Genomic DNA, 26,171 nt, shown 5'->3' with positions numbered 1-26,171 from the left:
TTAACATAGATCGGATTTTAAAAAGAGAAGAGCAAAAAGTTTTGACTGATCTGACAGTTTTAAGCTGCCTATCCAATCAATTTAAGTCTGTTTACGTTGTCGATATGCAGTAGGTGTTTCTCCAGTCCAGCGTTTAAATGCTCTGGAAAATGCTGAAGGTTCAGAAAAACCCGTCAGATAAACAATTTGGTCGATGCTTTCTTTGGTTTGAGAAAGTAAGCGACGCGCAAGGCGCTCACGATAATGGGCAATGACTTTTTCATAGCCGGTATTTAATAGTTGTAAATCCGCTCTTAAGCTCCGAGTACTACGTCCTAAATGCCTAGATATGATGTTCTGATCAAATTCACCAGACTCTAATAAACCACTGGCCAAAATTTTTTCGATTTCGTTTATAAGTTGATGTTTGTTTAATAGCTCAAGTTGTGATGCAGCATGATGTTCATGTACTTTTAACAGTTCAGGTTCATGAGCAGCAGAGGGCGTCGTTAATTGTGCTGAATCAAAGCAAATGTAGCCATTATCTTGACCGAATTTGACAGGACATCCCCATATTTCCTGATATTCCTCTTGATCTGCTCCGTTTAGATACGGCAAACCGATTTCAAGTGGTGTAAATGTTTCGTCACTAATATATTTAAAGAAGTTAAGTAAAATGCCGATGGCACATTCCAAATAGTGTCGAACAGGATGATTGAGCCCTGAAATCATCACTCTATGTTCATTTATCATTTCTAAGTTAAATGACATGGCATCGGTGAGTAAGGCCTGATATCGAATGGTTCGTTTGAGGCCTTCACCAAATGTTGCGCTACTCAAAAAAAGATATTCAATCACTTGCCCGCGAAAGGGTGGAACATTGTGTCCAACATGTAAACCAATATCGGGATCATGACTAATTTGTTCTGCTGCTTGCCAAAAGCGTTGCTGTGTGGCGTTGTCACGACGGACAAACTTATCAGGTGGCTGATCGGGTAAATGAACACGCGCAAATATGGCAGCGGCATCTAGATTCATCTTTTGCATAGTTTGATAAACCATCCATAAAAAGATGCCTGCATCACTGGTTTTTTTTGAAGTCATAAAACAGGGCAAATACGAGTTTTAAAACAATATACGCTGTTATTTTTAAGATAGAAATGGATTGCAACTAAATCAAAAGGGGAAAGGTACTTATACGCTGATAAGTACCTTAGTCAAAAGGTTTATTCAGTCACTTCAACGGTCACGCTGTAAGTATAAGATTGAGTGATGGGTGGTTTGGTGTTGTCAGTATTCGCTTCAGGATAAGCGGTGGTAATGAGGTAAATACCAGCTTCACTAAACTTCACTTCAACCTCACCTTTGGTGTTGGTTTTAACATGCGGTTGTTCACGTTTTGCATTGGGTTGATAGCTGCTGGCGCCTTTAAACACATCTACTTCTAGATTTGGAACAGGCTTACCATCCATTAAAACTTGCGCTTTAAAGGATTCACCTGCAAATAACTCATTTGGATGAGTGAGGAACTTCAATTCGAAACCTTTGTTGCTCGCAGCAGGCACAGCACTTGGTTTGCCTTTAGTGATAAAGCTTTCAGCAATATAGGTGTTGATGGTTTGAGCCGTTTTTGCATTTGCAGGAATTTGGTCTTCAGCAATAAAACGAGGTGGCTGATTTGCTGGTGTTTGAGGCGCTTTTTGCTCTGCATTATTACCTTGTGGTGGCATCGGGTTTGCATTAGCAGGGCGTTGAGGGCGAACACGTAACCAACGACCATCAATCAATGCATATTTGGTTGGGTTGCCTGTCGCATTTTGCGTACGAAGACGATAGGTGCCATCCGTGGTTAAATTGACTTCAGCGATATTGAATTTTTTTAATTCTGCGGCTGCTTTAATAGTTTCAGTTTTTCCTTCTGGCGTTGTGACCTGATAATCTGTTTTAAAGTTACGGCTTGGAACAAAGAATTTTTCTACAGTAATTCCACTTTGAAAGCTGACGTTATCTGCTTTGCTGTCAAATACTTCTGGCAATAAAAAAGGGCTTGCCGTGTGAGCAAAACTGAATGTTGGTAATGCAGAGAATAAGGCAACAGTAAGTAGATGACGCATGAAGAATTCCTTAAAAGAGAAATAAACAAAAATGCAAAAGAATTGCTACAATCTACTTGATAACGAGTATCAGTTGCAATATTATTTCGATAAATTTTTAATCGTTTTTATGCCATTGGGCAGACAAAGATTAAGAAGCTTTTTATCTCCCAAATGCGTGTCGCAAATGAATCAAATGTTTTTGATTTTATTCAGAATAAAATCATTTCATTTTCATGTTCTTTTGGCTGTAATTCATGTGAGAGGCCGAGCGATTGACTGTGCATAAAGTCAGTAGGTTGGCCGAGTTAAATCTTAGAAAATGGAAGCTTAACGATGTCATCAACGCAACAAATTTTTCGCCCCGTTCAACTCATATTTCGTTTATCTCCGTTGATGGCAGCCATTGCTGTATTTATGTCTCCAGTCACGATAGTTCAGGCCAATGAAACTACTGTAAAAGATGCTCAGACATTACAAGCACCTATTCAAACACCAAGTTATAGCTTTCATCAAGATCATATTTTAGGAACGTCTTTGGATGTGGTTGTGACCACTGCACATCAAAAAGATGCAGAAAAGGCATTACAGGCCATTCAGAATGAAGTGGCACGTTTGGATAAGATTTTATCGGTATGGCGTGATGACAGTGAAATCAGTCAACTCAATCGTGAACAACAGATCGAAGCTTCCTCTGAACTGTATGAGGTAATCGCTGCGTGTGAACAATGGCGCAGTGCGAGCTGTGGTGGTTTTGATGCACGTTTAGGCCAATTGATGCAGTTATGGGAACAAAGTCATCAGGTACATAATCTGGATGATCAAACGCAAGAAGCTTTATTAAGCCAATTAAAAACTCAAAGTATTGAGCTAAATCCAAAAACCAAACAGATTAAACTCGATTCAGCCATTAAAATCGCACCCGATGCCTATGCCAAAGGCTATGTCATTGATCGTGCCTTAATTGCAGCTAAACAAGCTGTACCACATTTACAGGGGATTTTGATCGATATTGGTGGTGATATGCGGGTGTGGGGCCAATCACCGCAACAAGCGGGCTGGAAAATTGGCATTCAGAATCCAAATGAACGCTTTGATAATACAGCACCAACACAAGTGTTAAATATTAAAGACCAAGCTGTTGCTTTTAGTGGACAAGGTTATCGTTCATTGGCCGGCCAGTCGCATTTGCTTAATCCACAGACAGGCATGCCAATTCAAACCGTAGAGCAATGTGTCGTCGTAGGACAGTGCGCTGCAGATGCGGATGCTTTGGCAACGGCTTTAACCGCAATGTCGCCTCAGGAAGGCATGCAGCTGATTGAGGAATTGGTTGGTTTTGAAGCGCAATTGGTGGCGACTGATGGCAGTCGTTATCAAAGCTCAGGTTGGTCTACACTTTTAGATGCCAATCAACCTGCGATCATGCGACATGTGGCAGCTAATGGTGCTGCAACGGCTTGGCCTAAAGGTTATCAGGCACAAGTTGAAGTGAATATTCCTAAGCTCGCTGTTGATAATTATCGCGCGCCTTATGTTTCAGTATGGGTGACGGATAGCGATAAAAAATTAGTGCGTACCCTTGCGGTTTGGGGTAAAGATGAGAAATGGATCAATTCAAACTATGTCTGGTGGCGCCGTTATGGTCGTCAAATGCCAAACTTGGATGCGGTGGCTAAGCCATCACGCCAACCAGGACAGTACCGTTTAGCTTGGGATGGTAAAGATGAAGCTGGTAAAGCTGTCGATGCAGGTAAATATTTAATCCATATTGAAACCTCTCGTGAGCATGGTGATCATTCATACCAAAGTTTTGAATTAGAAGTCGGGCCAAAAGCGGTAACAAAAACACTTCCTGCACAGGCAGAAATTGGTACGCTGAAACTAAACTTCCAACGTGGTGCTTAATTAAAAGCCCCTACTTATTGACGAGGCTTATCTCTTGTATCAACGCCGTGATTTTTACCGCCATGCACGTTATGTGCATGGTTGGTTATCTGCTTTTGCTTTCATCGTACTGATTTTTTTTGCTGCAACAGGACTATTACTGAATAATCCCGATTGGTTTAAATCATCCAACGATGAACAAATTGTAAAACTCACTTTACCCGCTGCTTTTGTCAGTGCCATCCAAAAACAAGAGAATCCAACTCCGGCGATTCTAGATTTTGTTCGAGACAAGCAGCCGTTGATTGGGCGTTATAAAAGCAGTGAGGTCATGGATGGGGAGGTGATGATTCGTTTAGAGAGTCCTGCGGGTTCAACAGATCTCTGGGTGTTGATGGATGAAGGTCAAGTCGAAATTACCCAAAAACCAGCAACGACCGTTTCATTGCTCAATGATTTACATCGCGGTAAAAATGTCGGTGCAACATGGCATTGGCTCATTGATATTAGTGCGATCATCATCATTTTATTGTCCTTGGCGGGCTATATTTTATTTTTAACCATTAAAACCCGTTTAATTACGCATTTGCTGCTCACAGCAGGCAGTTTGGCGGCAATTATTTTACTCATTTGGTTTGCCATTTAAGGTGACATCATGACTCAGGCTGTGCTGATCGTTATTGCTATATTGGCAATATTATTGAGTCTGCATCTTTTTGTGATTGTGTGGCTATATTGGCAGCAAAGAAATTCAAAATCACTGCTGCAATCGCATCCTGCTTATTTGGTGGTCTATGCCAGTCAGTCTGGACATGCCGAAATCTGGGCGAGACACACCGCTGAGCAATTACGTTTAGTTGATGATCAGATTGCGGTCAGAAATATTCAAGATCTAAGTCTCCATGATTTAAGCGAGCAACAACGGATTCTATGGGTGGTCAGTACCTATGGTGAAGGGGATGCGCCGGATAGTGCACAATCCTTTATCAATAAAGCTTTTACTCAAGGCCTAGATTTATCCCATCTATCTTTTGCAATCTTGGCATTGGGAGATCGGCGCTATGCTCACTTCTGTCAGTTTGGGCAGCGACTGGAACAATGGTTAGTTCAACAACAGGCGCAGGCTTTATTTAATACGGTTTTAGTAGATCAAATGAATAGCCTTGATTTAGAACAATGGTTGAATGGGTTAGAGCAGCTAACTTCAACGCAGTTCAGTGATTTAACCCATTCTGAACAGAGGCTGCAATTAAAATTTGCGCATCGACAGTGCTTAAATAAAGGTAGTATCGGTGAACCCATTTATAAAGTTCAATTGATTGGTGATGAGGACTTGGTTTGGTCATCAGGTGATATTTTAGAGATTCAATGCGAAAACAATTTGGATGATGTTGAGGCATTTTTGCAATCACAGCAACAGCCCATCAATGCTAAGTTGATCGCTCAATTAAGCACGCTGAATTTAAGAAAATTACCGAGCAAAGCAGAGCAGTCTTTTCAGCAATGGTTAACACAATTTGAGCGCTTACCTAAGCGTGAGTATTCGATTGCCAGCTTGGCTGAAAACGGCTTTATTGAATTGGTGGTCAGACAGCAACGTACGGCAACAGGTTTAGGCTTGGGTTCGGGCTGGTTGACACAAGGCTTGCAGCAAGACCAAATCTTACAAGCTCATATTCGTCATAATCCAAGTTTTCATTTGCCGCATGATGCACGACCTTTGATCTTGATTGGTAATGGTACGGGGATTGCGGGTTTGCTGGCACATCTACGTCAGAGAGAGCATTGGGGTTATAAACAAAACTGGCTGATTTTTGGTGAACGACAGCAGCAATTTGATCATCTTTATCAGACGGAAATTCATTATTGGCAACAGCATGGTTTTCTTGATCAAGTTGACTATGCATTTTCCCGTGATCAAGCCGAAAAAATCTATGTACAAGATTGTTTAAAAGCACAATCCACTCGATTACAGACTTGGGTTGCACAGGGCGCAGCAATTTATGTCTGTGGTAGCCTTAAGGGTATGGCGGGTGGCGTTGATCATGCCTTAAAAGAGATTTTAGGTCTTGATTTGCTGGAGCAGCTTAAACAACAACAGCGTTATCAACGCGATGTGTATTAATCGGATTCAGCTAGAACCAGTGCTTTAATCTTGCTGGCTTTTTCAAAATGATCCAGTCGATGCTCCATGATCCACCAATGTGCAGCTTCCATTTTATTGGCAAAGAATGCATAAAATGAAAGTCCGACATTGTTGCCTTTCTTGGCCATTTTTTCATCGCAGATATGAACGATCTCCGCTTTTAATTCGGTTTTCATCTTGTTTTTAAGTGGTTAATCAGAGTTAGCTGCAGATCATAGCATCCTCTACCTAAGTGATTGTCATCATTTAGTTTTAATATTTGTTTTGAAATTAAAAAAGTCAGCTTGAGCTAAGCTGACTTTCGGTACTTCAATCATTTTAAAGCGCAAGAAAATTAGAATTTTTTCTCAAGACTGAACTGTAATGATGGAATGCTTTCATTGGTTCTCGCCTGATATAAGCTGCCATCTGTTTGGTTGGTGAGGCGTTCCTTATAATGGGTACTCAAGACGTTATTCAGGTTAAGACTCGCTGCCCAGCCATGACTAAAGCGTTTGGTTGCGCTCAAATCTAAACTAAAACGTTCATTGGTGGTGCGATCATAGGGTTGACCATCTAAGGCGCGGGTAAATTCAGGCGTGTAACTGACGTTCACGCTGGTTGAGAGTTGCCATGGTTTATAGCTATAGGATAAGCCCGCACTAGTATTATAAGGTGCAACATCACTGGCTAAGCGTTCACGGTGTTGCCCATCTTCGATTTTGGCACGAACTGTTGACACTTGCCCATTGAGCATAAACGCATGTCCAGCTTCGGTTTGTTTGAGTGCATAGCGTCCAGACAACTCAACACCATAAGTGGTCGCTTGATCTTGGTTTTGTGGGCGTTCCACATAACGTGTGCCTTCAAGTGCGATGACTTTCTCGATGTAATCTTTAATTTCACGATGATAGGCCGTGACACTCACACCACCACTCGCTGAATCATAGGCGAGGGTGGATTCAGCTGCACGGATTTTTTCTGGTTTTAGGTTTGGATTGCCGCCACGATCAGGATTATTTAAGCTACCTGCATCACTATCTGTAGAGACAGTCACATTCGGAATCAGCCGATCGGTATTAGGACTCTTAAAAGCTTGGCTCAAGTTAGTTTGAATTGACCATTGCTCAGTGAGATCAAAACGATAAGCCAAAACTGGACTTAAATGTTGATCTTGATAATCAACCAAGCCTGAACGATTCAGCCATTCCTGACGCGCACCTAAAGTCACTGTTTGGCGGTCTGTAAAACGCCAGCTACCCTCACCATAAACAGCATAACGTTGCTCATCCAGACTTTTGCTGACATTGCTATCGAGTTCATTACTGCGAGTATCAAAACCAAATTTAATTTGACGGTCTTTATCTAATTTACGAACGCCATCATAGGCAAGCCCATATTCATTTACTGTTTCATCGGTATAAATTGTATTTTGTGGCGAGCGGGTGAGCTGTGTTTCTGTCTGACGTTCGACAGACAAGCGGATTTTATCACTTAGATCTTTGTCTTTACGTTCATAACGGGTGTTTAAGCGAATACTATCGTTCTTGTCATCTTGAGTTTGATTAGATGAATAACCATCCATTTTGATATTTCGGTAGAACAATTCTGCAATCAACTTTTGCTGATCATCCAGATCGTATTGCAAACGTGGGGAGAACATCTGCATGGTACGGTTGGTAGTACGAAGTTGTTCGCGTGTTCCCGTTGCTGTTTCAGTTTTAGTGATTGACGTGTTGTCCATCCACATCTGATTGGCTGAAACGCTATATGACCACTGGTTTTCACGACCGTCTGCTTGAATATTGATTTGCTTGCGTTCAGATTGTTGTTCACCGCTATCGCGTAAGCCATAGCCGAGCTTCACTGAGCCATTTAAGCGGGTATCCAGAGGTTCTTTTAAAATAATATTAATAACCGCTGAGGATGCAACAGAAGCTTGGGCAACGCTGGGTTGTTTGACCACTTCAATACGTTCAATCATTTCAGGTGTAATGGTATCAATAACTGACATACCACCACGTGGGCCACCTTGCACGGGCTCGCCATTGACCAAAAATGTGGGTGCGCCGCCACCACGGAAACGCATGCCCGAAGCGCCACCACCACCGCGTGGCCCTTGACCAAAAGCAGGGATCTGAAAACCAGCAGCGCGTCGTAAAGCATCCATAACCGACTGGTCGCCATATTGCAGCATTTCTTCTTGAGTAATGATGGTTTTAGGTACAGCACTAATATCATCATCTTTGGCTTTTTGAGGTTCTGCTGAAGCTTTGAATGAAAGGGTAGGTAGAACCTGAGTACTTGATTCAGATACCGTGGAAGCGGGAGTCTCACTTTGGGGTTCGGCAGCATAAATTGATGCACTTATACTGAGTAAAGCTGAGCTAAGCACACTGAGTTTTCCACAATAAACAGCATATTTCATTCTAGACCCCAAAAACGATCAAATTATTTTCTGTGTAGCCTAATGTAAAATTGTGTAGAAAAATGGAATTTATTCCTAAGAACTCAAAGATTTAAAAATTATTTTCAGAATTGTCTTTGAAGGTGAAAATGAAGCATAAATTTTAAATGAATAATAAATGGCCTGTTTAGTTAAAAATTAATGCAAAAAATGATGAAAATGAGAATGATTTTTATTAAAATTGTAGCGTTTTTTTTGTTTTTAATATTTTTTTAATTTTTGTCTGAGTTTTTTTGAGAAATTTTATGCGTTCTTTACCCTTAAATATGCATCACAAGCCTATTTTCAAATTTAGCTTGTTAAGCATGATGCTGTTGCAAGCACAGTATGCTTTTGCCAATGAGGCTCCAACACCAACAGCAGTGATGCCGACCATTAAGATCGAAGCAATGAGCGAGCTTGATCCGATCAAAAGTTATATCGATTATGATCAGGCAAGTGTGACCCGAAATGGTCTTAAGAAAAAAGATATTCCACAGACTATCGATACGATAGATGTGCAAAAATACAAAATCTATGGTGCAAATGACCTAAGCGTCATGCTACAGGGAACACCAGGCGTATCTACAAATTACGATACGCGTGGCGATGGTATCAGCTTGCGTGGTTTTAAAGTTGATGAAGGTGATATCTATCGTGATGGTGTTCGTGAGAGTGGGCAATTACGTCGTAGTACTGCCAATGTAGAACGTATCGAGATTTTAAAAGGACCCGCTTCTGTACTTTATGGGCGTGGTGCTGGTGGTGGTGTGATTAATATGGTGACCAAGTTTGCCAATTTTGATTCTAAAAGTTCAGTTGGAGTCTATGCTGGTTCATATGAAAATATCGGCGGCACCTTAGATTTTAATCAGGTTCTTACAGATAATTGGGCTATTCGTCTAACTGGCGAAAAAGCTGATACCAATAGCTTTCGTTCAGGTATTGGTTCACAAATTGAAATGATTTCTCCAAGTGTGACCTATCGTAGTGATGATGAGAAGTTACTTTGGACAACTCAATATACTTATGACAAATTAGATCGCACACCTGATCGTGGTCCGTCATATGAAAACTTACCAAAGGGTGTTTCTATTAAAAATGCCTTTGCGCGTAGTTCAGATTTTATTGAGGATGAATTACAAACAATTCGTACTGATGTGAAATATGAATTTGCACCAGATTGGAAGTTCCATTGGGCTGCGAGTTATCGTCAAGCGTATCAAAACTTTGATAATTTCTTTGGTGGAACCTATTGCGATAATAATTTGACTTTAGAAAGTAAGCCTGCGAAATGTGATTGGAATGGCTACCTTCGTCAAAGCTATGCTTGGCAAGAAACTATGAATAAAACTGTAATGAATACTTTTGATATTACTGGTAAATTCAAAACGGGGTCATTTGAACATAACATCATGGTGGGGAGTGATTGGACGCATGAAGACCGTGATCCAAAACTAGGCAACTATTCTAGTGGAGAATATGCAGGTAAATATTACGGATATATTAACCCATATAATCCTAATGATAATTATGCATCTCCGTTATTTAGTCAGACGACAGGCCGGACACCTATGACGTCTTATAGTCAACATAATGCAGAAAATAGAGCTATTTTTATTCAAGACTTAGTGAGTTTAACTCCAACAATTAAAATGATGCTTGGAGCTCGCTATGATCAATTTGAGTTTAAAACGCACAACATGATGACTGATAAGAAACAGTCATATGATGGTGAAACATTTAGTCCAAATATGGGATTTGTGTGGCAACCTGTAGAGAGTCAAAGTTTTTACGCTTCTTATAGTAAGAGTTTTGCACCGTATGGTGGTCGCGGAATGATCAGTATTGATCCAACTCTAAATCCAAGTGTTTACGATGCTGAACCTCAATACAATGAACAGTATGAAATTGGGGTCAAAAGTGATTGGTTAAATGACCGATTAAATACTCAATTCTCTATTTATGACATTACAAAAAACAATATTCGTTATCGACCAGACGCGACTAATTTTCCTGAAAATTGGGAAGTCGGTCAGCAGCAACGCTCAAAAGGGTTAGAACTTAGTTTTATTGGTCGTGTAATGGATAATCTATTTGTTCGTGGTGGCTATGGTTATACGGATGCTAAATGGACAAAGGATGTTCGTAGTAATGTTCCAGAAGCATCTCGTTTGAAAGACAACCAGTTGGCGAGGGTATCTGAGAATACTGGTAATTTATTTGTTCGCTATTTACCAACTGAAAAAGTTTATGGAGAGCTTGGTGCAACATATGTTGGATCTTTCTATACAAATGATGCGAACACAGCAAAAATTGAAGGTTGGACTCGTTTAGATGCCGCTATTGGTTATAAAGATGAGCGTTGGGGAGCAACTGTTGCTGTGAACAATATTACGGATAAGGAATACTGGAGAGATCCGTCTATGCCAGGTACACCACGCAACTTCTTGGTGCGTTTGAACTACCAGTTCTAATCTAAACACGTTAATGTGACTTTAAGCACTTTTGTCTAGACAAAAGTGCTTTCTTGTTTTTAGCTGCTGAAAATGAACAGTTTTTTCTGTTATAAAGATATAGTTTATATCTATCTTATTGAATTATATAAAATGTCATTGCTAAAAAAACTGGAATATTCTAATATTTGATTGAGTGAAAATTAAGCAAAAAACTTATTAGAATAACTGTATAATTGTGACGTGGTTATCATTTGTGATTTTAATATGCGTTTTTGTTCTCCTTTTCAGTCTTTTTTGTTAGCATTAAAGAAAACTTTATAATAGAGATAATAATAATGAAGATTAAGATTGCGATCGCTTTGGCTTTTTCTGTATTTATTTTGGGTTATGTCACCTATGTTGATGCCCAAACCAAGAAACGCCAAGAGCTAATGAAAATTGTTCAAGATGCCGAAAACAGCTTGAATACGATACAGCATAACCAACATACGCATTTGTCCTCTTATCAGCGTAATCAGTAGTTTTATGTGCCAATAAAGAGCATTGCTGATTCAATCGTCTGAGTTTGAGCGTGAAATACGCTTTTTTTGTATTGTGATACTCAAGTTTTGAGTAGAATCTGTTAAAATATTTACCATTAAATAAAAAGCTGCATGTTGATATGCGGCTTTTTACGTTTTGATATCGGAATCGAATTTATACATATCTTCTGTGTAACAAGCGCAAAGCTGGCATATAGATTGCTTTTAGCCTTGTATACCTTTTTGTGTACATTCAAAAAAGATTGCAAACACAAACGTATAGATTTCATATTCTACGATCTTAGATTTCAACAGGTGCTATGTTATGACAACGCCTAATGCTTCGGCTGGTTTGTTAGAACGCTTATTTAAGCTGAGCGAAAACAAAACCAACTTTAGAACGGAAGTTCTAGCAGGTGTAACTACATTCTTGACGATGTGTTACATCATCATTGTAAACCCACTCATTCTTTCTGAAACTGGCATGGATCATGGTGCTGTGTTTGTTGCAACCTGTTTGGCTGCGGCAATTGGGTGTTTGGTCATGGGGATTATTGCGAACTATCCAATCGCACTTGCACCTGGAATGGGCTTAAATGCTTATTTTACCTATTCTGTTTGTTTAGGCATGGGCGTGCCTTGGCAAACTGCTTTAGCTGCAGTTTTTGTGTCAGGGTTGGTTTTCCTTGCAATTAGCTTCTTTAAAATTCGTGAAGCAATTGTCAATGCAATTCCAATGTCTCTGAAATTTGCAATTGGTGGTGGTATTGGTTTATTCCTTGCTTTAATTGCACTGAAAAATGCAGGCATTATTGTTGATAATCCAGCGACCTTGGTTGGTCTAGGCGATATCAAACAGCCAACAGTCTTATTGGCCTTATTTGGTTTTTTAATGATTGTAGTTTTGCATCAGTTTAAAGTACGTGGTGCGATCATTCTTAGTATTCTGGTTGTGACTGCGATTGCAACTGCAATGGGCTTGAATGAGTTCAAGGGTGTTGTCGGTCAAGTTCCTTCTCTAGCACCTACCTTTATGCAAATGGACTTCGAAGGTCTATTTACCGCCAGTATGGTTGGGGTGATTTTCGTCTTCTTTATTGTCGATTTATTTGACAGTACAGGTACCTTAGTTGGTGTGTCACATCGCGCAGGCCTGCTTCAAGATGGTAAATTACCACGTTTGAAGAAGGCATTATTTGCAGATTCAACTGCAATCGTAGCGGGTGCTGCTTTAGGTACATCGTCAACTACACCTTATATTGAATCAGCTTCAGGTGTTGCGGCAGGTGGACGTACGGGTTTAACCGCAGTCGTTGTTGCATTCCTATTTATTGGTTGCTTGTTCTTGGCACCATTGGCTCAATCAGTTCCAGGTTTTGCAACAGCACCCGCATTGTTATTTATTGGTGTGTTGATGATCCAAGGGATCACACATATCGATTGGGATGATATTACTGAAGCTGTTCCTGCCTTTTTAACCATCGTATTTATGCCATTTACCTATTCAATTGCAGATGGTATCGCGATGGGCTTTATCAGCTATGCATTGGTGAAACTACTGACAGGAAAAGCAAAGACAGTTCCTTATATGGTTTGGATTATTGCGGCACTGTGGGTGTTTAAATTTGTTGCATTTGGCGGCTAAGCAAATCGTTATTATTATTTTATCATTCTCTTTGTGAGCTGTTTGAATAACAGCTCTTTCTGTGAAGAGAGCCTAAAAGGGCGTTATTTCGATAACACCCTTTTTTCTTTAGACGTGGAGTTAATATGAATCAAATCGAGCTGATTCGTGCTTTACCCAAAGCCGAATTGCATGTGCATATTGAAGGGACTTTTGAACCAGAACTGATGTTTGCAATTGCACAGCGTAATCAGATTCAGATTCCCTATCAGTCGGTTGAAGAAGTGAAGCAAGCGTATAACTTCCATAATCTTCAATCTTTCTTAGATATTTATTATGCGGGCGCAAATGTGCTGGTGCTTGAACAAGATTTTTATGATCTTGCTTGGGCATATTTCGAGAAATGTGCTGAAGATCGTGTGGTACATACCGAAATGTTCTTCGACCCACAAACGCATACTGAACGTGGGGTTGAATTTGCAACTGTGTTGGCTGGCTTAAAACGTGCCTGTACAGATGCACAAGCAAAGCTAGGAATTAGTTCTCAGTTGATCATGTGTTTCTTGCGTCATTTAAGTGAAGAAAAAGCATTTGAAACGCTTGAGCAAGCATTGCCATTCAAAGATGACATTATTGCGATCGGTTTAGACTCAAGCGAAGTTGGACATCCTCCAGCAAAATTTGAGCGTGTATTTGCTAAAGCCCGTGAAGCTGGTTTCTTGATCGTGGCACATGCGGGTGAAGAAGGCCCACCAGAATATATTTGGGAAGCTTTAGACTTGTTAAAAGTAAACCGTATTGATCATGGTGTGCGTTCTGAAGAAGATGAGCGCTTAATGGCGCGTTTAATCGCTGAGAAAATGCCTTTAACAGTTTGTCCTTTAAGTAACTTAAAGCTTTGTGTTGTAAAAGACATGGGTGAGCACAACATCCGCCGTTTATTGCAGCAGGGCGTACATGTTACTGTGAACTCAGATGATCCTTCATATTTCGGTGGTTATATGAATGATAACTTTGTGGCGATTCAGCAAGCTTTGGATTTAAGCAATGATGAATTAAAGCAACTGGCAATCAACTCTTTTGAAGCTTCATTCATTTCGGATGAAGAAAAGCAAAAGTGGATTGCAGAAGTGAAAAAGATCTAAATTAACAGGATAGGTGAACTATTACTTAAGGAAAGGTGAACTATTGCTTTTCTTCTTGAGAATAGTTCATTCATACCTAAAGATTTATTCATATTGAAGTACTCAGATCATTATTCGCTATTATAAGAGTAATCTGTAAATCCTTAACATAAGTTGGGATTAATAGTTTGTATCCAATCATATTGTTCTTTGCTATTGGAATGAGTGGATAAGTTCTACTGATGCCGAACTCGAATACCTATTAATTTTAGTGTAAATTTTTACTCTATTTTTAGACTAGATTTGATATGCTTGTATCAATTTAGTGAATCTTATCAAAGTTGATGAACAGAAAAAATGATGGTCAAATCTTACCAGAACTTGATGAGCTAACAGCATTAGAATATTTGGTTGATGATAAGATTACTAAACGTGAATTGTTTCATGATGAATATACATTCTACCAATTGTTGAAAAGTAATCCTATGCTAGAACATGACATAGATGAACGTGTATTGATTTCTATGGCAGTAGAACTAACAGACAAGCTAAAAAAATCTATAATTCCTGATTGGCAAAATAATCAGACATATAAGGCAAGAATCATTTTAATGGTACAAATTATTTTAAAAAACTATCATTACCCTGTCAGTGAAAATAATTTTATTATTGATCAAATTATAAACTTAGCGGATGTGTTTACCAATAGTTGGCAATCAAGGCTTTTTTAAAATGTCTTTATTGAATTATAAAATATTAGAAGTTTTTGAACCTAATCCATCAAGTACGACTGATTCCAGACAAGGTTCATTATCAGTATTGATCAAAAGTGATCATGAGATCGCTCAGGCACAAGTATATTCCGAAATTGTAGCAAATAGATTAGCAAATATTTTAGGGATACCTGTTGCTTTAGGCGTTCCTGCAAAACATAATTCAACCCAAGATACCATCAATTTTGTTGCTTTGATGGCTTATGAAGAGGATCGAAAGATTTATGATTTTACTTCACTAGATAATAGGAGTTATGAACAACCCAATAAATTAAAAAAAGGTATAATGGCAGATATTGATCACCTTCCAGAATTACTTAAATTAATAAAATTTTATCCAAAGCAAATTTCTTACATAGCAGTTTTTGATTATTGGATTGGGAATCAGGATAGACCATTAAACTTTAAAGCTGAATTGCAGAAAGATGGACGAGGTTTGATTTTTGCTTTAGATCAAGGTTCATCGCTACTTGCTTGTAAAAGCACCATAGATGCATCATTTGAAGCATTAAAAAATACTGAATATCCTAGTATTCATCCCTTTCAAAAGTTACTTAGTCCTCTTTTTGTTGGAGAAATGATTGAACGTATTAATGGAATCCCAGATTGGGCATTAGAGTCAGCCACAATCTTTGATGAAAACATTGGAAATGTAACAATAGCTGATCAGTATGCATTGTTTGAAAGTTTAAGGTATCGAAGAAAATTTTTGCGAGAAAAAATAAAAAATTTTATTTAAAAATATTTATTTACACCCTAAATATATAAATATTTTCAATGGTTATCCATTTTATAAGCCTATTGGAAGTGCTAACCACATTTATTTCCATGCAAAAATAGCTTGCAGCCCACTAACATGGACTGTCACACCGCCACTAGTGGCTTGACCACAGTGCTACATTTTGTTGACTCAGTTCGAGTGAAAATGTGATTTCAATAAAGAGATTATGTGTATTAGAATTTAATTCTATTGTTAAGAAACTCTGTGAGATGCAGCATGGTTAAACGTCTTAAAGACTTTATGACTGAAAATCGCAAGCCTCGTCCTCCTTCGATGAGTCAGGTTATGCCAATGCAATCTGGAGATGATGAAGCTTCAATGCGTGTAATGATGCATGCCGCTAATCGTGTAATAAGTAAGCATCTAGTTGAACTTAAAAAGCTTGCCTACAAATGACATCAACTTTTGTCGTTACTGCCCATGATGTAATCTTATACATGGCTCAGGCGGTAAAATGTACAGTCTAAAGCCTAGATAATATGTGTATTTAATAATTCTTCTTTTTCACATACTGTTCTTATTTTTATTAGTAAAAAAATTCAAAAACCTTATATTTCCTAATGCCTTTTTTATAAATATGTTAAATTTCACATCAATATATTTTTTAAATTTTAGTGTAAAAAACACTTAAAATTTTTGGAGCTTATTCAGAATGTCAGCTTTAACTAATTTACTTCAATCTATCGAAAAAATTACACTTACAAATAGAGATAAAGGCACTTCATTTGAAAATTTGATGGTTCAATATTTTTTGAATGAGCCTAAATATGCTGAACTTTACACAGAAGTTTTGTCTTATGCAGATTGGGTGGAAAAGTACGGTGAAAAATTAAATATTACGGATAAACGAGACTATGGTATTGACCTAGTTGCGGTAACGATGGATGGCGAATTTCATCCAATCCAGTGTAAAAATTACAACACTACAAAAATTCAGAAGAAAGATATTGATAGCTTTTTAGGTGGCTCTGGTAAATCCTATTTTTCATATCGTTATATCGTGGCTTCAACGGATGATTGGACTGATAACGCAAAATCATCTTTATTAGATGCACATCCCCCTGTTGCGACTATTTCCTTATTAGATTTGGAAGGCAGCTTAATTGACTGGACACAGTTTGATTTTGATCCAAATGTGAAGCCTATTTTTCGTGACAAAAAACAATTACGCAAACATCAACGTCCTGCACTTCAAGCTGTTAAACACGGCTTAGCGGCGGCTGATCGTGGCAAGCTCATTATGGCATGTGGTACGGGTAAGACTTTTACTTCTTTGCGTATTGCAGAAGAATTAGCGGGCCGTGGTAAAAATGTCTTATTCCTTGTGCCAAGCCTTGCGTTGTTGAGCCAAACACTTGATGAATGGACACAGGATACCATGATTGGTATTCGTAGCTTTGCAGTGTGTTCTGATAGTGATGTTGGTAAGAAAAAAGATGATGACAATATTGTAGTTGGGATTAGTGACTTAAAATTCCCTGCTACAACCAACCCCCAAAGTTTAGTTAAGGCATTTAAGGCAAGAGATTTATTTAAACCGAATGAAGCCAATGAGGACATGAATGTTGTGTTCTCAACCTATCATTCCATTGATGTCATTGCAGAAGCTCAAAAAGCAGGATTCCCTGAATTTGATTTAATTATTTGTGATGAAGCACACCGTACCACAGGTGCAACTTTTGAGGGAGATGATGAATCCAAGTTTGTGCGGATTCACGATAATAGCTATGTACAAGGTAAGAAGCGTCTATACATGACCGCTACACCTCGTATTTATGGAGATACCGCTAAAGAAACAGAGGGTGTGACCCTTTGCTCTATGGATGATAAATCACTGTATGGTGATGATTTATATGTCATCACATTCTCACAAGCAGTAAAAATGGACATTTTATGTGACTACAAGGTAATTGTACTTGCTGTTGAAGAAAGTCATATTAATCGTCAATTACAGAGCTTATTAAAAGCTGAAAATAACTCTCTAAAAGTTGATGATGCTGCAAAAATTGTTGGCTGTTGGAAAGCACTAGCTAAACAAGGTTTATATAATCCAGATGGTACAGTTGCAAAGCCAATGGAACGTGCAGTTGCTTTCTGTCAGGTCATTGAAAAAGAATACAAAGGTAAAAAACATAAGGTAAGTTCAAAACAAATTACTGAAATGTTTAGTGCTGTTGTTGAAGCCTACCAACAAGCAGAAATGGATCATTTGTACAGAACAGAAGAAGACCCATACATTGACCTATCATTGAAATTGAACTGCCAAGTAAAACATGTTGATGGTGGAATGAATGCAACAGAAAAGAAAGAAAAAATCACTTGGTTAAAAGAACAAGCACCTGAAAACACATGCCGTATTTTATCAAATGTACGCTGTTTATCAGAAGGTGTTGATGTTCCATCACTTGATGCAGTGCTTTTCCTTACACCTCGTAACTCTCAGGTAGATGTCGTTCAGTCTGTGGGTCGTGTCATGCGTAAAGCTCCAAACAAAGAGTTGGGCTATGTAATTTTACCTGTCGTTATCCCTGCGGGTGTAGAGCCTGAACAAGCATTAAATAATAACGAAGCCTATCGTGTAGTGTGGCAAGTATTAAATGCCCTACGAGCGCATGATGACCGCTTTGATGCCATGATTAACAAACTTGAGTTTAATGGCAAAGATGTATCTCGTATGGAAGTCATTGCGGTTGCTGATAAGGTTGTTAAAAAGGCTAAAAAAGCCAAACCCAAAGGTGATGAAGGTGAAACAAACACAACAGGTTTAAGTGAAGGTAAAAAACGAAGGGGTACAGCACAAGCCAGAGGCGGTTCGTCTATTGGAACAGCCGCAACTCCAATACCAGTTCAAGAGGAAATGGTATTTGAAGTCGGCGAGATTGAACGTGCTTTATATGCCAAGATCGTAAAAAAATGCGGTAATCGCCATCATTGGGAAGATTGGGCAAGTGATGTCGCAAAAATTGCCAAAACACATATTGACCGTATTCAAGCCATTCTTGAGAATCCTGCTAATACAAATGAAATTGCAGCATTTAATGAATTTGCTCATGAATTACGAGATGATTTGAATAACAGCGTATCTGATGCTGAAATCATTGAAATGTTGGCACAGCATTTAATTACTAAACCTGTATTTGATGCACTCTTTAAAGACCATAGCTTTGCTGAACACAACCCAATGAGCTTTGCAATGCAAAAGGTACTTGATGCCCTTAATGAGCATCACTTAGAGAAAGAAGCGGATACTCTTAATTCCTTCTATGAATCAGTCCGTATGCGAGCAGAAGGCATTAATACTGCCGAAGGTAAGCAAAGCATTATTTTAACGCTATACGATTCATTCTTTAAAAATGCTTTCCCACGCATGACTGAAAAACTAGGGATTGTTTATACCCCTGTTGAAGTCGTAGATTTTATTATTCATAGTGTGAATGACGTACTCAAAAGTGAGTTTGGTAAAACCTTTGCTGATGACAATGTACATGTACTTGATCCATTTACGGGTACAGGTACGTTTATCAACCGTTTGCTTCAATCAGGTTTAATCCCTGCTGATCGTTTAACGTATAAGTATAAGAATGAAATTCATGCCAATGAGATTGTTTTATTGGCGTATTACATTGCTTCAATCAACATTGAAACCGTATATCACGATCAGATGAAAACAGTTAATCCCGATCTTGAATATGCACCATTCGAAGGGATTTGCTTAACCGACACCTTTGAAATGTACGAAAAAGAGGATTTAGTCAGTAAGGTTTTGGTAGATAACAGTGCAAGACGTAAACGCCAAAAAGAATTGGATATTCGGGTGATAATTGGAAATCCACCATATTCAATTGGGCAATCCAGCGCAAATGATGATAATGCCAATGTAAAATATCCTTTCCTAGATAATCGTATCGAAGAAACTTACGCAAAATATTCAAAAGCAACTTTATCCAAAGGTTTATATGATTCGTATATTCGAGCATTCAGATGGGCAAGTGATCGTATTAAAGACCGTGGTGTAATCGGATTTGTAACCAATGGTGGATTTATTGAAAAATCAGCTATGGATGGTTTTAGAAAAAGTCTAATGAATGAGTTTTCTTCTCTACATATATTTAATTTGAAGGGTGATATTAGAAAAAATATGCTCAGTAAAGGGCTTGCTCAGGAAGGGCAAAATGTTTTTGGTAGTGGAAGTATGGCTGGTATAGCTATTTCAATTCTTGTAAAGAATCCAAATTCTAAGCTGCAAGGTCAAATCTATTATCACAGCATAGGTAATGATCTCACACGGAATGAAAAATTAGAAAAAATTTCCGACCTAGTTAGTATCAATGGTATCTCAACGATTGATGGTTGGGTGACCATTACACCTGATACACATAATGATTGGGTAAACCAACGTGATGATAGTTTTAATGAATTTATTGAAATTGGAAATAAGAAAGTTAAAACAGCAATTAGTTTGTTTAATAATTTTTCACTGGGTGTAGCAACCAATCGTGATGCTTGGGTTTATCAATATTCACAACAAAAATTAGAAGCTAATGTTCATAAATTAATTGAATTTTATAATGCTGAAAACAATCGTATCCAACCACTACTAAAAGCTAATCCTAATAAGGATGTAGGTGAGTTAATCAATATTGATTCAACAAAAATTAGTTGGACTAGAGCTTTAAAAAATGACCTTAAAAAAGATAAAAGATTATCTTTTGAAAGAAAGTCGATTTATAGTGCTACATATAGACCATTTATCAAATCATGGATGTATTTTAATCGTAGATTAAATGAAATGGTTTTACAGATGCCTCAAATTTTTCCAACAGCAGATGCGAATAATTTAATAATTCAACTTTCAGGAATTGGAGCTAGATCAGGATTTTCAACGATAATCAGCAATAATATCTTAAGCTTAGATACAATCGAAAAAGGTCAATGCTTCCCACTCTACCTTTATGAAGAAAACACCGTAAAAGCTAATGATTCTGACTTGTTTAGCCAAGCCGATGCTCAAAACTCAGATGGTCAATATAATCGTAAAGATGCAATTAGTGATGCAGGCTTAAAGCATTTCACAGATGCTTACCCGACTGAAACGATTAGCAAGGAAGATATTTTCTACTATGTGTATGGTTTATTGCACAGTGAAGATTATCGTAGTCGTTATGCTGACAATCTTACTAAAGAATTACCTCGTATCCCTTGTGTGAACAAAGCCGAAGATTTTTGGGCGTTTTCTAAAGCGGGGCGTGACTTAGCACATTGGCATTTAAACTACGAAACTGTTGAGCCGTACAAAGCCAAATTGGACTTGGGTAATAAATCATTGAAGCATTTAGAAGATAAAGACTTCTATGTGACTAAAATGAAATTCCCGAAAAAAGACCAAAAAGATACAGTGGTTTATAACAATGCGATCACTATTCGTGGAATCCCTGTAGAGGCGTATGACTATGTGGTTAATGGTAAGTCAGCACTCGAATGGGTTATGGAGCGTCAAGGTGTTTCTACACACAAAGACAGTGGTATTGTAAACGATGCAAATGATTGGGCAATTGAAACTATGGGTGATGCTAGATACCCATTGGATTTGTTCTTGCGTGTGATTACAGTCAGCTTGGAAACAATGAAAATTGTGAGAAGTTTACCGAAGTTGGATATTTAGAAATATAAAGCCATTTAGATTTATCTAAATGGCTTTTTTACTATTTATTACAGTTGATTGTTTATTGTATGTTGCTGATATACAAATACTCTTATATATTTCAAATATCTAAATGGTCGGTTAAAACCCTACTATTGCTCACACTGTTGTAAACCATTGGTTCGCTCGACAACACAGAAATGTGCATCAGAACAGAACCATGAGGATGGACTGGCTAGTCTTATCACCGATGAGAAGAGCTATTACCATTTGAATGGATGTAACAGTCCCCTTGCTATCATTACTTGGGGGGTACTTGGCTTTTTCAAGATGGTGGGCGTGGGGCTACGGGCGGTTTGGAGAACCGATATTCTCTATATTGTCAAGTGGTTGTTTCAGTTGGTTTTGATATTTTTGTCAAAAAATTATCAGGAAAATCAGGTGGTTATGTTGGTAATTGTGGAGTTTTTCGTGTTGATTCTTGATGTTGTTTTATGTTATACTGATAGTAGCATTTCAAGAAAAAAGATGGCAATAAATTGCTCACACTGTTGTAAACCATTGGTTCGCTCGACAACACAGAAATGTGCATCAGAACAGAACCATGAGGATGGACTGGCTAGTCTTATCACCGATGAGAAGAGCTATTACCATTTGAATGGATGTGTCCCTTTTTAACCGTTGCGAGATAGCTTTACAAGGACGCAATGGAGAAGAAAGAGTTATACAATCATGTTTTTTAAAGACTTTATTAAAGAAAATTTTGATGAAAAATTTAAAATTTTCAAACAAAAAAATATTAAAAATTATGATAAAAAATATCATACCAACTATGTTTCAATTAAAGAATTTGAGAATAATTTAAATGTTCAATTAGAGTCTTTAATAAAATTAATTGAAACTCAAAGCTACAGATTTCAAAAACTGTATCCTGTAATTATAGAGAATAAAAAGAATCCTAGTAAAAAGCCACGTTTAATTTGCATACCAACCGTTAGAGATCGTCTAGTGCAGATGATTTTAATTGATTACATTGCCCAGAACTTAAAACATGAGTTAGCTGTACTTAAATCTAACGATTTTTCTGTTTCAGGTGTAGGTATATTTCGAGCAAGACAAAAGGCAAAAGATTTAAGAAATACAAAGCCCTTTGTTTTAAAAACAGATATTGCATCGTTTTTTGATAATTTAGTTCGGGCAACTTTGCTAAAGGAAATACGAGAAAATATACCAACTGACATACTCTATTTGTTTGAATCCATAATTTGCTGCGATCCAAGTATTCCTCATGAATATGCAAAGACGCATAAAAAGCTAATTGAGTCTAAGATTGGGAAAGGTGTCAGACAAGGGATGCCTCTATCACCTTTACTGGCATCATTTTACTTAAATGATTTTGATAATTGGCTTATTAAGCAAAAATATAAACATGTCCGTTATGCGGATGATCTGATATTTTTTCTTGATTCCGAACAGCAGTGTAAAGAGGTATTTGAATTAGTTTTCCAAGAATTGAGTAACTTAGGTTTAACACTTCCTGAAATTGATGAAAAGTCAAAAACACAGATTATTTCTGAAAATGAAACAGTAAATTTTTTAGGATTAGACTTACGATATGAGAATTCAAAATATGATTGGTATATTCCACCTCATGTTATTGAAAATGTTAGAGATAATCTAAGTCATCTAACGAATATCAATAGTAATATTAAAATGAAGCTAAACTTTAGTAAAACTATAACTAGGATGGAGCAGATAGTTTCAGGCTATCAGCATTGTTATAGTGATGCTGATTCCAAAAATTTAAAAGATTTTAATAATAGACTGCAAAAAGAAAAGGAAGATGCAATTAGTTTACTATTCCAAGGGTTAGGAATAGATATTAAGAAAATACATCCCCAATATATGAAATTCTTGTTAGATAGCAACTAAGAACAATTCTAAGATTTATTCAGTGAGTTATTCAGCGTGACTCGGCTTACTCCAAAATGTTTTGCTACCTCTGTTTTAGTAATTTGAGGATCTCGTAACATAGCTTGGGCCTTTTTAATATCTTTTTCAGACATGGATGGTTTGCGCCCACCTTTACGTCCTCTTGCTCTCGCTGCATCTAAACCTGCTATGGTACGTTCACGAATTAAACTATGCTCAAACTCAGCTAATGCTCCAAAAATATGGAACACTAGCCTGCCAGTAGCAGAGGTGGTATCAATAGCCTCTGTAAGCGATTTAAAGCCTATCTCACGCTGATTTAAGTCAGTAATAATCTCGACTAAATCTTTTAATGAACGGGCAAGGCGATCAAGTTTCCAAACAATCAGAACATCACCTTTTCTTAGGGCTTTCAAGCAACTTATCAGTTCAGGACGATCCTTAGTTTTTCCTGTTATCTTTTCCTGAAAAATTTGTTCACAGTCTGCCTTTTGGAGTGCATCTAATTGTGAATCTAGATTTTGGTCATGTGTACTGACCCGAGCATATCCAATAATCATAATAAAACGTACCTAAACTTTACATAGATTTATTATCTCAATTTCTTTACATTTCATGAAAGGAAAAATGTAATTTTTAGGATGGTTTTATGAGTGTAAAGAAAATGGTCATTTAATTTACATCTACGAAATTTGATGAATTTTTATTCCATTCTTTTACAAGTAGTAGTTTTCCAATTTTAGGCATTTTTTTAACTCGTTGCTCCATGCTTAAAGCATCACTTTTTGATGAAAACGCCTTATAGGCCAATAAAGCTTTTGGTTTATTCAATTTGGTCATTAATGCACCTTTACCCTCATAGTGAAGAAATATTCTATTATTTATATCAGGTGTTACACCTGTATAAATTTTATTATTCTCACATTCTAATAAATATACATACCATATAACCTTTCCAGAAGTAATATCTATGTTTTTCTTATCGACTTCTTTAATTAAAGGCTTAGATTCATTGAATTCACCCTGAATCACTTTATTTCGATCTTTAATAATATGAGGTTGTATTGTCGAATGAAGGTCAACAGAGAATATATTTTCATACTTAGTGATAGAGGGCATAGAAACGCCAATAGATTGATGTAAAGTCACTCGATCAAGAAAGCCACTTTTCATTAAATTTATAATAGCAGTAGTTCGTAGTTCTCTGGCTTTCCCTTTTAATAGAACCTTACTTGCTCTACTAGCATCAGTAAATAGAGAATGAAAAGGTTTCAAAAAAATTAATTTTTCTTGATCATAGCTTCTCCAATCTGGAAAAGTTTGATCAAATATCTCATAAAAAAGGTCGCCTATATTCTTAGGTAATTTTAACCATACTTGATAAGGCTTAAAAATATATTTATTTTCTTTATTTAAAACAATTTGTGACATATTTAAGTTGTAAGAAAATTCCACGGTAAGCCCTAACTTGCAGACTAACCATGCAATCAAATATTCAGCATGACTATGTTTTGCATATATTTCTTCCAAAAAACTATCAATAGTTGACTCTGTATAAGTTTTTACTTTTACAGATGATTTTAAGGCAGAGCCAGATCTTTTTTTATCTAACCTAGTTTTTTTAAATGGTTTTCGATCATTATTGGCATAATTAATAAATCTTTTTAATTCTATATGAAGATTTTTTCTTGTACTTTCTAGATAACTCACAATATGTTTATCTTTTACTTGATACCAGTCTGTCATTCCAATTGAACTAAGATAACGAATTAATGATATAGATTTTGTTAGATTTCTCCTCATATATTGCGGAGTTCTATAATGATTTTTACTCATCAAAACATTATATCTTCGTATAAAAAAATGCTTATAACTTTCTAGTAATAAAATAAAGTCATCTGGTAAATCTTCAGGAATTTTTAAATCAATTAAATCTTGCTTAATAACCAAATTATACTTGTTAAATATTTCAGCCATAAGAAGTTTAATTTCACCATTTGCATATTGCATTAAAAAATGGCGTTCATTATCAGAAAGATCAATTACAAATTTTTCTAAGGAAGCTTCACCTTTCTCGGATTTTTCAACCAATGATTTAAGGAGTTCTCCAAGTTTAATAAATTTTGGAGGATGTAATCTAGAATTTTTTTTCAGCAGATCAGAGCATGACTTTTTTAGTCCATGACTATCGGCCCAACATATCTCATCGCTTTTAATTTTTCTCTTCGAAATTTTAGCTTTAGAACAATGTGTCCCTATCAAACCACTTTTTGCTTTACAAAGGATTTGATTGCACAGAACACATGATCCCATTGCTTTGTCAACCATTGTCAATCTTACCTTTATGTAGATGGCTTACATTTGGGCCAAGAACATCTTCTAAAACGGTAGTATCAACTTTATGCTTTCTTTTTTGTTGTGGTGATACCACTATTTTATTCTCATGCCCAACCTCTTTGCTAGGTAGTTTTTTCACTTGACCATAACGAAACGGTAATACTCTATTTTGTAGGTCACTTATATCTTCTTCACTAGCATCTGAAATCTCTATCTCAAATAGATCATTAGGTAGACACTGTAATTCATTACAGATGGCTGCAATAATTTCAAGTGTCAAAGGGGGGTTAGGATTTCTAAACTTTCGACTCAGAGCTGAACGAGTAATTTCCCAATTTTGGTTATTAGTCATACGTTCTGCCATTTCTTCAAATGTAGAAACACCATTATCTTTCATCAAGACTTCTAAACGGTTTCTCAACTTAACTTTCATACAATGTTCCTTTAAT

At 37.2% G+C, this 26,171-nt stretch carries 19 protein-coding genes; 12 read left to right on the top strand and 7 right to left on the bottom strand.

What is annotated here, in order from left to right; all coding sequences use genetic code 11:
- Window positions 1-81: 81 nt before the first annotated feature.
- A complete protein-coding gene (locus F902_RS15245) occupies window positions 82-1,083 on the bottom strand; it encodes an AraC family transcriptional regulator (RefSeq protein ID WP_005204774.1) in 1,002 nt (333 codons plus the stop codon).
- Window positions 1,084-1,205: 122 nt separating this feature from the next.
- On the bottom strand, window positions 1,206-2,093 hold the full coding sequence (locus tag F902_RS15240) for a DUF4198 domain-containing protein (protein WP_005204771.1): 888 nt from the start codon (window positions 2,091-2,093) through the stop codon (window positions 1,206-1,208).
- 315 nt (window positions 2,094-2,408) lie between these two features.
- Here F902_RS15240 and F902_RS15235 point away from each other — a divergent pair, with 315 nt between their 5' ends.
- The 3 genes from F902_RS15235 to F902_RS15225 are packed head-to-tail and all read left to right on the top strand — an operon-like array spanning window position 2,409 to window position 6,084.
- The gene (locus F902_RS15235; protein WP_005204768.1) at window positions 2,409-3,980 is read left to right on the top strand and encodes a DUF2271 domain-containing protein; all 1,572 of its coding nucleotides are present in this window, start codon (window positions 2,409-2,411) and stop codon (window positions 3,978-3,980) included.
- Window positions 3,981-4,014: 34 nt separating this feature from the next.
- Window positions 4,015-4,605 carry a PepSY-associated TM helix domain-containing protein gene (locus tag F902_RS15230; protein ID WP_005204765.1) on the top strand — a complete coding sequence of 197 codons (591 nt, stop codon included), beginning with the start codon at window positions 4,015-4,017 and terminating at the stop codon, window positions 4,603-4,605.
- Window positions 4,606-4,614: 9 nt separating this feature from the next.
- Window positions 4,615-6,084 (top strand): sulfite reductase subunit alpha, encoded by a 1,470-nt coding sequence (locus tag F902_RS15225; protein ID WP_005204763.1) that lies wholly within the window; start codon window positions 4,615-4,617, stop codon window positions 6,082-6,084.
- Here the strand turns inward: F902_RS15225 and F902_RS15220 are convergent.
- Complete coding sequence (locus tag F902_RS15220) at window positions 6,081-6,281, bottom strand: DUF6500 family protein (protein ID WP_005204761.1); 201 nt, start codon at window positions 6,279-6,281, stop codon at window positions 6,081-6,083. The two genes, F902_RS15225 and F902_RS15220, sit on opposite strands and share 4 nt — an antisense overlap.
- 158 nt (window positions 6,282-6,439) lie before the next feature.
- Complete coding sequence (locus F902_RS15215) at window positions 6,440-8,512, bottom strand: TonB-dependent receptor plug domain-containing protein (RefSeq protein ID WP_005204759.1); 2,073 nt, start codon at window positions 8,510-8,512, stop codon at window positions 6,440-6,442.
- Window positions 8,513-8,796: 284 nt separating this feature from the next.
- On the opposite strand from F902_RS15215, the gene F902_RS15210 reads away from it, so the two are divergent.
- The 9 genes from F902_RS15210 to F902_RS15165 all read left to right on the top strand — a co-directional run bounded on the left by F902_RS15210 (window position 8,797) and on the right by F902_RS15165 (window position 23,385).
- A complete protein-coding gene (locus F902_RS15210) occupies window positions 8,797-11,007 on the top strand; it encodes a TonB-dependent receptor (RefSeq protein WP_005204757.1) in 2,211 nt (736 codons plus the stop codon).
- 317 nt (window positions 11,008-11,324) lie between these two features.
- The gene (locus F902_RS15205) at window positions 11,325-11,510 is read left to right on the top strand and encodes a hypothetical protein (protein WP_004805957.1); all 186 of its coding nucleotides are present in this window, start codon (window positions 11,325-11,327) and stop codon (window positions 11,508-11,510) included.
- A gap of 325 nt (window positions 11,511-11,835) precedes the next feature.
- Window positions 11,836-13,155, top strand: coding sequence for an NCS2 family permease (locus F902_RS15200; protein WP_004805960.1), 1,320 nt, complete (start codon window positions 11,836-11,838; stop codon window positions 13,153-13,155).
- 125 nt (window positions 13,156-13,280) lie between these two features.
- Window positions 13,281-14,279, top strand: coding sequence for an adenosine deaminase (locus F902_RS15195; protein ID WP_005204754.1), 999 nt, complete (start codon window positions 13,281-13,283; stop codon window positions 14,277-14,279).
- A gap of 323 nt (window positions 14,280-14,602) precedes the next feature.
- The gene (locus F902_RS15190; RefSeq protein ID WP_005204752.1) at window positions 14,603-14,989 is read left to right on the top strand and encodes a type I restriction enzyme endonuclease domain-containing protein; all 387 of its coding nucleotides are present in this window, start codon (window positions 14,603-14,605) and stop codon (window positions 14,987-14,989) included.
- A gap of 1 nt (window position 14,990) precedes the next feature.
- On the top strand, window positions 14,991-15,770 hold the full coding sequence (locus tag F902_RS15185; RefSeq protein ID WP_005204751.1) for a hypothetical protein: 780 nt from the start codon (window positions 14,991-14,993) through the stop codon (window positions 15,768-15,770).
- A 258-nt stretch (window positions 15,771-16,028) separates the two neighbouring features.
- Entirely contained in the window at window positions 16,029-16,208 is a 180-nt protein-coding gene (locus F902_RS15180) for a hypothetical protein (protein ID WP_005204749.1), read from the top strand.
- A gap of 256 nt (window positions 16,209-16,464) precedes the next feature.
- Complete coding sequence (locus tag F902_RS15175) at window positions 16,465-21,474, top strand: DEAD/DEAH box helicase (protein ID WP_005204747.1); 5,010 nt, start codon at window positions 16,465-16,467, stop codon at window positions 21,472-21,474.
- A 711-nt stretch (window positions 21,475-22,185) separates the two neighbouring features.
- Complete coding sequence (locus tag F902_RS15165; protein WP_005204745.1) at window positions 22,186-23,385, top strand: reverse transcriptase domain-containing protein; 1,200 nt, start codon at window positions 22,186-22,188, stop codon at window positions 23,383-23,385.
- A gap of 8 nt (window positions 23,386-23,393) precedes the next feature.
- Here F902_RS15165 and F902_RS15160 read toward each other — a convergent pair whose 3' ends face one another.
- The 3 genes from F902_RS15160 to F902_RS15150 all read right to left on the bottom strand — a co-directional run bounded on the left by F902_RS15160 (window position 23,394) and on the right by F902_RS15150 (window position 26,155).
- On the bottom strand, window positions 23,394-23,945 hold the full coding sequence (locus F902_RS15160; RefSeq protein WP_005204743.1) for a recombinase family protein: 552 nt from the start codon (window positions 23,943-23,945) through the stop codon (window positions 23,394-23,396).
- Window positions 23,946-24,057: 112 nt separating this feature from the next.
- Window positions 24,058-25,713 carry a GIY-YIG nuclease family protein gene (locus tag F902_RS21885; RefSeq protein WP_005204740.1) on the bottom strand — a complete coding sequence of 552 codons (1,656 nt, stop codon included), beginning with the start codon at window positions 25,711-25,713 and terminating at the stop codon, window positions 24,058-24,060.
- A complete protein-coding gene (locus F902_RS15150; RefSeq protein ID WP_005204738.1) occupies window positions 25,706-26,155 on the bottom strand; it encodes a helix-turn-helix domain-containing protein in 450 nt (149 codons plus the stop codon). The genes F902_RS21885 and F902_RS15150 overlap by 8 nt, the downstream gene beginning before the upstream one ends.
- Between the last annotated feature and the right edge of the window lie 16 nt (window positions 26,156-26,171).

Origin of the sequence: Acinetobacter higginsii, from assembly GCF_000369525.1 — a bacterium.
Classification (GTDB): Bacteria; Pseudomonadota; Gammaproteobacteria; order Pseudomonadales; family Moraxellaceae; genus Acinetobacter; species Acinetobacter higginsii.
Note: the sequence above shows the minus strand (reverse complement) of the source record. Positions and strands in the feature narration are given on the sequence as shown.